This window comes from Mycobacterium sp. (assembly GCF_050700595.1).
In the GTDB taxonomy this organism is placed as follows: Bacteria; Actinomycetota; Actinomycetes; order Mycobacteriales; family Mycobacteriaceae; genus Mycobacterium.
On sequence record NZ_JBOHHI010000139.1, the window covers coordinates 1 to 8,727 of the forward strand.

Annotated in this window: 12 protein-coding genes; 6 read left to right on the top strand and 6 right to left on the bottom strand. The window is 66.4% G+C overall.

Going from position 1 to position 8,727, the window contains the following annotated elements:
• A partial coding sequence (locus ACRDTL_RS13320; protein ID WP_431507177.1) for a helix-turn-helix domain-containing protein occupies nt 1-274 on the bottom strand: 274 nt, incomplete at its 3' end.
• A 112-nt stretch (nt 275-386) separates the two neighbouring features.
• Between ACRDTL_RS13320 and ACRDTL_RS13325 the strand changes: the two genes are divergently transcribed.
• Entirely contained in the window at nt 387-1,568 is a 1,182-nt protein-coding gene (locus ACRDTL_RS13325; protein WP_431507188.1) for a sulfotransferase family protein, read from the top strand.
• Here ACRDTL_RS13325 and ACRDTL_RS13330 read toward each other — a convergent pair.
• Complete coding sequence (locus ACRDTL_RS13330; RefSeq protein WP_431507178.1) at nt 1,565-2,113, bottom strand: peptidoglycan endopeptidase; 549 nt, start codon at nt 2,111-2,113, stop codon at nt 1,565-1,567. The genes ACRDTL_RS13325 and ACRDTL_RS13330 overlap by 4 nt on opposite strands.
• Before the next feature lie 87 nt (nt 2,114-2,200).
• Nucleotides 2,201-3,775 carry a DUF4407 domain-containing protein gene (locus tag ACRDTL_RS13335; RefSeq protein WP_431507179.1) on the bottom strand — a complete coding sequence of 525 codons (1,575 nt, stop codon included), beginning with the start codon at nt 3,773-3,775 and terminating at the stop codon, nt 2,201-2,203.
• 192 nt (nt 3,776-3,967) lie between these two features.
• On the opposite strand from ACRDTL_RS13335, the gene ACRDTL_RS13340 reads away from it, so the two are divergent.
• Nucleotides 3,968-4,312 (top strand): aminopeptidase, encoded by a 345-nt coding sequence (locus ACRDTL_RS13340; protein ID WP_431507180.1) that lies wholly within the window; start codon nt 3,968-3,970, stop codon nt 4,310-4,312.
• Between the two features lie 43 nt (nt 4,313-4,355).
• Here the strand turns inward: ACRDTL_RS13340 and ACRDTL_RS13345 are convergent, their stop codons facing one another.
• Nucleotides 4,356-5,381, bottom strand: a complete 1,026-nt coding sequence (locus ACRDTL_RS13345; RefSeq protein ID WP_431507181.1) for a DNA topoisomerase IB — start codon at nt 5,379-5,381, stop codon at nt 4,356-4,358.
• A 103-nt stretch (nt 5,382-5,484) separates the two neighbouring features.
• On the opposite strand from ACRDTL_RS13345, the gene ACRDTL_RS13350 reads away from it, so the two are divergent.
• Together ACRDTL_RS13350 and ACRDTL_RS13355 are read left to right on the top strand one after the other, a co-directional pair.
• On the top strand, nt 5,485-6,048 hold the full coding sequence (locus tag ACRDTL_RS13350; RefSeq protein WP_431507182.1) for a hypothetical protein: 564 nt from the start codon (nt 5,485-5,487) through the stop codon (nt 6,046-6,048).
• A 41-nt stretch (nt 6,049-6,089) separates the two neighbouring features.
• Entirely contained in the window at nt 6,090-6,518 is a 429-nt protein-coding gene (locus ACRDTL_RS13355; protein ID WP_431507183.1) for a type II toxin-antitoxin system Rv0910 family toxin, read from the top strand.
• A 20-nt stretch (nt 6,519-6,538) separates the two neighbouring features.
• Here ACRDTL_RS13355 and ACRDTL_RS13360 read toward each other — a convergent pair whose 3' ends face one another.
• Nucleotides 6,539-6,835, bottom strand: a complete 297-nt coding sequence (locus ACRDTL_RS13360) for a protein UsfY (RefSeq protein ID WP_431507184.1) — start codon at nt 6,833-6,835, stop codon at nt 6,539-6,541.
• An 86-nt stretch (nt 6,836-6,921) separates the two neighbouring features.
• Nucleotides 6,922-7,536: a TetR/AcrR family transcriptional regulator gene (locus ACRDTL_RS13365; RefSeq protein ID WP_431507185.1), complete on the bottom strand. Its 615-nt coding sequence runs from the start codon at nt 7,534-7,536 to the stop codon at nt 6,922-6,924.
• 207 nt (nt 7,537-7,743) lie between these two features.
• Here ACRDTL_RS13365 and ACRDTL_RS13370 point away from each other — a divergent pair, with 207 nt between their 5' ends.
• Entirely contained in the window at nt 7,744-8,256 is a 513-nt protein-coding gene (locus tag ACRDTL_RS13370; RefSeq protein ID WP_431507186.1) for a maleylpyruvate isomerase N-terminal domain-containing protein, read from the top strand.
• 145 nt (nt 8,257-8,401) lie between these two features.
• Nucleotides 8,402-8,605, top strand: a complete 204-nt coding sequence (locus tag ACRDTL_RS13375) for a hypothetical protein (RefSeq protein ID WP_431507187.1) — start codon at nt 8,402-8,404, stop codon at nt 8,603-8,605.
• The last annotated feature ends 122 nt before the right edge of the window (nt 8,606-8,727 follow it).

Here is an 8,727-nt window from a genome sequence, read left to right on the forward strand (position 1 = left end):
CCGCGGTGCGGCGCACCATCTCCCGAACGTCGACGGCCAGCGACCCGGTGTCGGGCAGCGCGGTCGCGTCGCCGATCGGGAACACCGCCTCGTGCACCAGGTGGGCCTTACCGGGCCAACGCCGGTAAATCGCCGGTTTGCTGGTGCCGGCCCGCCGCGCGATCGCGTCGACGGACAGCTCGGCGTAGCCCGTCTCGGCCAGCAGCTCGACGGTCGCGCGCAGCACCGCGCCGTCGATGCGCTTATCGCGGGGTCGGCCAATCTCTGTCGTCATTACGAAACTCAAAGTAACATAATTCGCCGTGACCGACACCGCAGCAGACCCGGTCCACCTCGACGATCTCGCCGAGCCCCGGTTCAGTCCCGAGATCGAACAGATCCGCCAGATGATGGCGACGATGGCGCCCGATTGCCCGCTGGACGCCGATGCGCTGCACGCCAGGGCGGCCGCCGACACCGGGCTCGACGACTTCGGACCGGACGACTACCGGGAACGCCTCGATGTCTATCTCGCCGCGTTGCGCGAAGTGGACGGCATGCACGGGCCGGGCATCGTCAACTTCCACGCCCAGCTGGTGGGCTGGCTCAAAAACCGGCTGCTGCTCACCGACCTGTTGGCACGGCACCTCGAGATCGCCGACATCGAGCTGGCGGCGCCGGTCGTCATCGCGGGCCTGCCCCGTACCGGCACCACCCATCTGCACAACCTGCTTGCGGCGGCCGCCGCCACCTTCCGCAGCCTTCCGTACTGGGAGAGCGTCGAGCCGTTCCCGTTGCCCGCCGAGGCGGGTGTCGAACCCGATCCGCGCAAGACCCGAATGGACGCGGCCGTCGAATTCATCAACGCGGTGATGCCGCACTTTCGGCTCATGCACGAGATGACCACCGAGCATGTCCACGAGGAGATCCAGCTACTGGCCAACGACTTCTCCTCGATGCTGTTCGAGACCCTCGCGCACGTGCCGCGGTGGCGCGATTACTACTTGGCCCGTGACCAGACGTCGGCGTATGAGTACCTGGCGCTGCAGCTCAAGGCGCTGCAGTTTCTGCGCGGCGGCCGCCGTTGGTTACTGAAGTCGCCCCAGCACCTCGAGCAGCTGCCGGTGCTGGATGCGGTCTTTCCCGGTGTGGTCGTGATCTGTACCCACCGCGACCCGGTTCCGGTGTCGCTGTCGATGATCGCGATGATCATCTACACCGCGCGGATGCACCGCGCGCCGGTTCCGGTGCGCGAGATCGCAGCGTCCTGGGTCGACCGCCTGGAACGGATGCTGGGCGCGCTGGTGCGCGATCGCGATGTCATTGCGCCGGAGCGCTCGATCGACGTTCGGTTCGACGACTTCATGGCCGACGAGCTCGGGCTCGCCGAACGTATCTATGACGTCGCCGGCGAGCCGCTGACCGCCGGGGCGCAGGTGGCGATGGCCGACTATCTGGCCGGCCACCGGCGCGGCCGGCTCGGCCAGATTGCGACTTCCGCCGAGATGTTCGGGCTCGACGAGCACGACCTACGCGCGCGCTTCACCCGGTATGTCCAGCGGTTCCTGGAGCGCGCCCCCGGGTCTTAGATGTCGGCAGCGGGCTCATCGCCGGGCGGCACCTGCTCGGGCTCGGGCATTTCCGGTGCTACGGCATCGACCAGAACAATGCCCTCCGCGGGCGGTGGGGGGTCCTCGACCGCCTCCGGGTCGACCGGCAAGAACATGTGGTGGGTGAACTGGGGCTGATTGGCGCCGGCGCCACCGATTCTTACGCCACCGCCTTCACCGCTTGACACCCCGGTGCCGTCGGGCAACGTCACCGCGGTGTGGCGACCATTCCAGCCGATCACCAAAGCGCCGGGCGCAGTTCCATGCTGGAAGCCTCGTGCCAACAGGGCTGCTTCTTCGTTTCCGGTATTGAACCGATCGCCGAAAACCGGCCGGTCAGTGGCCGCATTGGACACCCATGAAGCGAGCCCCGAACAGTCCGTTCCCGCAAGAGAATCCCCGCCGGTGATATACGGCGTGCCTGAAACCTGCTGAATGAGGGTCATCAGCGTTGCTAACACAAACATGCGCCGGGACATTAACAACAAGAACTGCAAAGAGCCAAAATTTGTGGCGGCCATCACGTTTGCGGTACATCATGACGCTCGCTACATTCGGCGAATCAGAACCCATTTATTGGCAACCAATTTCGGACAATACGAATTACAGTCTCACTCAGCGGGCGGCAATTGGTGTGGGCCCCGCTCGGTCAGCTCAGGCTTCTCGCTCGGTGCACCGAAGTCGTCGTCGTCAGCGATCGACCCCGGCGACCGGCTTACGGTTTCCTCGGTGTTGAGGGTCACCTTGCGGGTGCGCTTGAACGAGAACGTGACTTCCTCGACCTCTTCGAAGACTTGGCGCGCGCTGCGCAACGGGTGGGTCGTGGTATCTATCGCGCGGGCTACAAAGGTCGGGACCAGCGGACGAATCCAGCGAGCGGCGGCTTTGGTGACGTCGGGAATGGTTGGGATTGCCGGGATTGCCGGTCCATCGTGCGCTTCACGCGGCTCTACTGCAGCCGGCAGTTCGGTCGCCGCCAAGCTGGCGGCCTCCGCCTCGGCGGCGATCGGTAGGAATATGTCGTCGTCGATGCGCTGCGATGTGGCCGATGCCAGACCCTCGATTGCGTCCACGACTCGACGGCGCTGCTGTGCACGGTCGATTTCGGTCTGCGCCTCGACAGCAAGACGCGCTTGCGCGAATTGCTGCTCGGCCCACATGGTTTCGGCAGCTGCACGCATCTCGGCGCGCTTCACCGCGATCGCGGTGTCGGCGTCCAGCTCGGCTCGATCGCGCTCGGCTCGAGCCGATGCGCGACGATCATGCGTCGTCTCGCCACGCCACAGTCGCAGAATCAATGGCAGCAGGCTCAACAGCGCGAGGAATGCGACGATGAGGATCCGTAGCAGCAACGCGCCGAGGCTGGCCATCGTGAGGTCCTGCATGGCGACCCACCGAGCGCCCGGACCGTGATCCGCGCCGGCGACCGCGCCGTGACGCGCCTGTGCGAGTTCGGCAACGTCGTAATCGATCTGGGAGTCCAGCCGGGGAGCTCGGCGATCACGCGCAGCGAGGGCGTTGTCCAGTTCGGTTTGGGAGTCGGCCAGCAGTTCGTTGGCCGTCCGGGTTTCGGGTCCCACACCCGGGACTCCGGTAATCCGGGTCTGCGGGCAGACCGGTGCGGGGTTGTACTCGCAGCGGGCGATCACCAGTGCTTCGTCGCGGTGCGTGCGGGCGGCGTCGAGGGCTTCGTCGAGTGCGAGACGCGCATTGCGTGCCTGCTGAAGGTTGGCCGACGCGTGCGCAACCGCGGGCATCGAATCCGCGTTGCGCGCCATCTGGTCGTCTATACGGCGGTCGACCGAACCCGAGAACGCGGCGAGCGCGGCAAACTCGCCCACGACCAAACCGACCGCAACCGCAACCGCCCCGCGTCCCAGGATCCCGCGCCGGCCGGCCGTCGGACCGCTTGCGATCGCGCGGGTGATCGCGCCGACCAGCAGGCCGAACACCAGGCTCAGCGGCAGAACGGCCAGGATCGGCCAGCCGACCGATTCCGCGACGGCCAGGGCGGCAACGAGCCAGGCCAACGCCGCATCGAGTAACACGACGGCGCCGGCGATCGCGTGCGTGGACTGCTCGTGACGCTCACCGAGTTCATGCCAGTGTCCGCCGCCGAGCCAGGTCAGCCCGGCCTCGATCCACGAGCCCGCGGAACGCGGCTCAGCTACTTTACGGGCGCACATACGACGAGAACACCTCCAGGTTCGGCCAGCTGACGGACGACTGCCCGAGATACCGAAATCGACTTGACATGTGGCGTGATTCACAACGCATCCGAAATCGCCGGACCCGATCGCGCGGGTGCGATAACGTTTGGCGACCAGTCAGGCCCGGTAGCATATCGCCGCAACAGCCAACGAGCAAAGGAGCACGCCGTGACGGTACGACGACTGGCTCTGCTGGTCGGTGCAGTGATTCTTCTCGCCGGCATTATGGGGCTACTGATGCCGGTGTCGATACCGGACGGGAACGGTGGAAACATCGGTTGCGGAAATGCCGTGGTGCCCGATCTGTCCGGCGCCCGTGCGGTCAACGACAAGTCGGTGGCGAACATTCCGATCCTCAACCAGATTCTCCCGCACACCGATTTCGTGGCCGAGTGCCAGTTGGCGCTCTCCGGTCGACGGTCGTGGACCATCCCGGTAACGGTCGTCGGCGCAATCGCTGTGGTCGCGGCATTCTTCGTGCCCTTCGGCCGGGCAGGGGCCGCCGGCACCTAGCGAGCTGTCGAATTGGGAGACAGCGTTTTTGAAGATCAACCGATCAGCTGCGCTCGACGCGTTTGATGATACGCACGGTGGCCCGCTCCAGCACGTGCTGCCGTCCCAAAGGTGATCGCTGACGTTCGGCCCGGCGCAGCGCCGGTGCGATCGTAATGCCCTGCTCGTAAGCCGTCACCACGCGCGGATCCACATAGGAACTTCGCGTCACCGCCGGCGTGTTGCCCAACTCCTCAGCGACCGCACGCATCACGGCTGCCTCTTCGCGACGGCGGGCGGTCTTCGACGTTGGCTCTCGGGCCGTCGCGAGCGCCTCGGCGGCCAGCACTGTGCCGTGCCAGGTTCGCAGATCCTTGACACTGAATTCCTCGCCGACGAGGTCACGGAATCGGGTGTTGAGGTCGTCGGCGTGGACCTCGCACCAACCGTCCGGGGTGCGGTAGACGAGCAGCCGCGGGATCTTCGTATCGGCGCGCAGCAGCGATCGCACCGCCCGAATCACCAACGGGTCGTCCATCGACACCGTCCGGCGCACACCACTTTTGGCCGGATAGTCGAATTCCACGCTCTCGCGGTGCAATCGAACATGGTCGCGCAGTAGGGTGGCCAGCCCGTAGCTGCCGTTGTCCTGCGCATACTCTTCGCCGCCGGCGCGGAAGTAACCTCGATCGATCAGATGCTGGGCAACCGCCAGAACGCGCTCGCGTCGCAAACCGCGGCCACGCAGGTCACCAATGATGTGAGCGCGCCAGTCGGGCAGGCGTTTGGCCAAGCCCAACGCCCGGTCGTACTTCTCCTCGGCCCGCTCGGCCTGCCATCGCTCGTGGTAAAGGTACTGACGGCGGCCGGCGGCGTCGGTGCCGACGGCTTGGATATGACCGTTCGGATACGGGCAGATCCACACCTGCTTCCATGCCGGGGGAATGACCAGCGCTTCAATTCGCACCACTATCTGCGGATCATCGACGGCTTCCCGTGGGCTCCCCACATCCGAGACATAGCAAAAGCCGCGGCCCCGGCGAATGCGCCGAAGTCCCGGGCCGCCTACGGTGCTTCTGCGCAGCCTCATCTCGGTGGCGTTTACCCGGACCCGGGGCAGATCACACCAAGCTCAACACGACACAGCCAGATCAGTCGTCGTCTGGAAAGCGGACGTGAGACGGTATCAACTTATGCAGACCTACGACTACCTGACCTACGAGGATTTCGGCCGGCGATTCTTCGAAGTCGCCGTGACCGAGGCGCGGGTCGGCGCTGCGTTCGCTCAAATCGCCGGGGAAGAGTTCGCGATGGCCCCGATCACTCAGGGACCGGGCAAGATCGCCAAGGTCAGCGCCACGGTGAAGATCCAGGGGCCGCAGGTCAGCCGCAATGTCGGCGACGCCATCACCTTCGACATCCATATCCCGCTGGCCATCGATCTGCTAGTCGACCTGCGGTTGGACAAGCAGCGGTTCCTGGTGGACGGCGACGTGGCGCTGACGGCAACGGCGCGCGCTGCCGAACCGTTGCTGCTGATCGTCGACGTGGCCAAGCCACGGCCATCGGACATCACGGTGCACGTCTCGTCCAAGACCCTGCGTGGTGAGGTGCTGCGCATCATCGCGGGCGTCGACGGCGAGATCCGGCGTTTCATCGCGCACTACGTCGCCGACGAAATCGACTCGCCGCAGTCGCAATCCGCCCAGGTCATCGACGTCGCGGCGCAACTCGACGAAACCTGGACCGGCATCTGACCCGGTTTATCGCGTGGCCGCCGCCGGGTATGGGACATGACGTGGCGCGGGTAGATGTTTCGAAGTCATCGGATGCAGAGCCGGAATCGGCGTGGAAACTGGCCTCGGACCTTAGCCGGTTCCACGAATGGATGACGATCTTCGGCGGCTGGCGCAGCCCGGTCCCGTCGACCATAAAAGAGGGCACCAGGGTGTCGTCGTGCGTCAAGGTGAAGGGCTTCCGCAACGTCATCCACTGGACGGTCGCCCGCTACGACGAGCCGCACGAGATTGGTCTGAAAGGCCGGGGCCGCGGCGGCATCCGGATCGCGGTCACGATGACGGTCAAGGGCAATGATCCCGGCTCGACCTTTCACCTCAGCGCCGAGCTGAAGGGCGGCGTACTCAGTGGCCCGATCGGCCGGCTGGTGGCCCGGGTGCTGAAGTCAGACGTGCGTAAGTCGGTGGACAACCTGAGTGCATTGGAGTAACGGGGCCGCCGGTCTGGGCGCTATCCTGCGGCGCCGTGGCGGTGGGTCGACCGGTGCGGTTCGATGGCACGCAATCGCCTGCGCTCCATGCCAAGCCAGGCCAGACCGGCACCGACCGCCAGCAATGCCGTAACGACGGCCGGGACGCCCACACCGGCCTGCCCCAGCGCAAAACTGGCGAGGCAGATCGCGAACGCCACCACGCCGACTGCGAGCAGCACAAATCCCGGCATCTTGGCGGTGTCCTTCACTCCTTCGCCCGCACGCGGGCGTGTCGTCCTCGCGTGGTCCATCGGGTCGCGGGGCGTGTCTCCCATGCGTCTCTCCTCTGCGTCGCGTACTGGCCTACTACCCGAATTACGGCCCGGAGAAACGAATCCGGAGCGATCGCAACGGCCGCCGGTCACGCGGGCGGGACGAAACCGTTCAGCAGCGCCCGCATCGACAGCGCGACCGCATGCCGGGTCTCGACGGGATCGGGTGAATTCGCGATCAGCATCGCGCCGCGGGTCAGCGCCCCCAGCAGCAGTCGGGTGACGGTCTGCGGGTCGGCGACCCGCAGGGTGCCTGCCTCGGTCGCCGCGCGAAGAGCCGCGGCGATGACCCCGAAGGCATAGCGCTCGTCCAATTCGGTGTAGCGAGCCAAACCCAGCACCGCGGGTCCGTCGAGGATCAAGATGCGCTGCAGCTCGGGTTGCAGCACGGCATCCAGAAACGCATCGAAGCCGCGCCCGAACTCGTCGAGGTCATCGGCAGCGCCCTGCGCGGCTTGCATTGATGCCGCCATCAGCTCGCCGTGCGCATGTTCGAACACCGCCTCGAAGAGCGCGGCTTTGGTGGGGAAGTGGTGGTAGAGCGCGCCGGTCGTCACCCGGGCGGCACGCGCCAGGTCTTCGACGGAAGTCTCACGAAAGCCCCTCCGTCCAAACAGCTCCCGGCCCGCACCCACCAGCGAATCCCGGGTCTGCGCGATCTGTTGGGCGCGCAATGACGACGGCTGGGCTGTCGGCTCCGACATGTCTCACTACCTTCTGGTGGCGACCCGCTGCGCCCGGCTTCGCCGCGCTGGCGATCGCCACTACCTTCTGGTGGCGACCCGCTGCGCCCGACTTCGCCGCGCTGGCGATCGCCACTCACCCCGGTCGCGGTGACCGCTCCAGCCTATTGACATAGCTAGATTATGTGACATAGTACCCCTATCTCAACCAAACCCATGGAGGTCCGCATGAAAACAGTCCCCGCACCATCCGCCGGGCCGGTAGACGAGGTGCGGTGCGCCGACGCCGATACCAGAGCCGCGCTGGCCGAGGCGGTCGGTCGCAGCGCCACCCTGTGGCGCGGCATCGATGATCTCGCCGCGCCGGTCCCGGGGTTGGCCTGGACCGCCGCCGAGACCGCAGCGCATGTGGTGGGCGACATGCGGGAATACACCGAGGCGCTGCGCGGGCAGCTGAACGGCGACCGCGCCGCGGTGAGCATCCCCGCCGGGTCACCGGCACGACTCCATACTGCGGTCAACGATCGCCACCTCGCCGACATCGGCGAACGGGACCCGCGCCGACTCGCCGACATGCTGCAGGAAACCGCCGCGAGCTACCTGGCCGCCGCCGCCGCGGTCGACCCCGCCGAGCATGCCTCGGTGGTCACCGCCGACGGCCTGGTCCTCGAACCGGCGTTCATGACCTGCCTGCTGCTCGGCGAGCAATTGATCCACGGGTTGGACATCGCGCGCGGCTGATCGGCCATGGAGCATCGGGCGCGAGGATGCGCTGCTTGTCATTCCTGTGGCGCTGGCGCTCGCCCCAAACTACCTGCGGCCCAGCCGGACTCGTGGTCTAAGTATCAGCTTCGAGTTGCGCATGCGGGGCGCCGGCCGATACCGGATGGCAATCGACGACGGTGCCGGCGTCGTCACCGCAGCCGGGGAGAAGGCCGATTGCGTCATCACCGCCGACCCGGTCACCTTCCTGCTCATCGGTTACGGCCGGGTGCCGCAGTGGCCGCAAATCATCCGGGGCAGGCTGCGCGCCGGTGGCCGTAAGCCTTGGCTGGCCGCCAAATTCGGCAGCTTGCTGGCCAGCCCCTAGACGGTATGGGGGGCTGGGGCCTCGCTCACATGTGAACGTGGGTTGCGGTTAGGAATTCGGTCCTGGCCGTAGAGCCACAGATGTGGGAGGCCCCAGTGAAGGTTCAGCGTACGAGTGTTGGG

Coding starts and splice junctions, on each gene's coding strand:
- ACRDTL_RS13345 (WP_431507181.1), bottom strand. CDS start 5,381: ATGAGGCTGCGCAGAAGCACCGTAGGCGGCCCGGGACTTCGGCGCATT.
- ACRDTL_RS13365 (WP_431507185.1), bottom strand. CDS start 7,536: ATGTCGGAGCCGACAGCCCAGCCGTCGTCATTGCGCGCCCAACAGATC.
- ACRDTL_RS13370 (WP_431507186.1), top strand. CDS start 7,744: ATGAAAACAGTCCCCGCACCATCCGCCGGGCCGGTAGACGAGGTGCGG.
- ACRDTL_RS13375 (WP_431507187.1), top strand. CDS start 8,402: ATGGCAATCGACGACGGTGCCGGCGTCGTCACCGCAGCCGGGGAGAAG.
- ACRDTL_RS13335 (WP_431507179.1), bottom strand. CDS start 3,775: ATGTGCGCCCGTAAAGTAGCTGAGCCGCGTTCCGCGGGCTCGTGGATC.
- ACRDTL_RS13360 (WP_431507184.1), bottom strand. CDS start 6,835: ATGGGAGACACGCCCCGCGACCCGATGGACCACGCGAGGACGACACGC.
- ACRDTL_RS13325 (WP_431507188.1), top strand. CDS start 387: ATGATGGCGACGATGGCGCCCGATTGCCCGCTGGACGCCGATGCGCTG.
- ACRDTL_RS13350 (WP_431507182.1), top strand. CDS start 5,485: ATGCAGACCTACGACTACCTGACCTACGAGGATTTCGGCCGGCGATTC.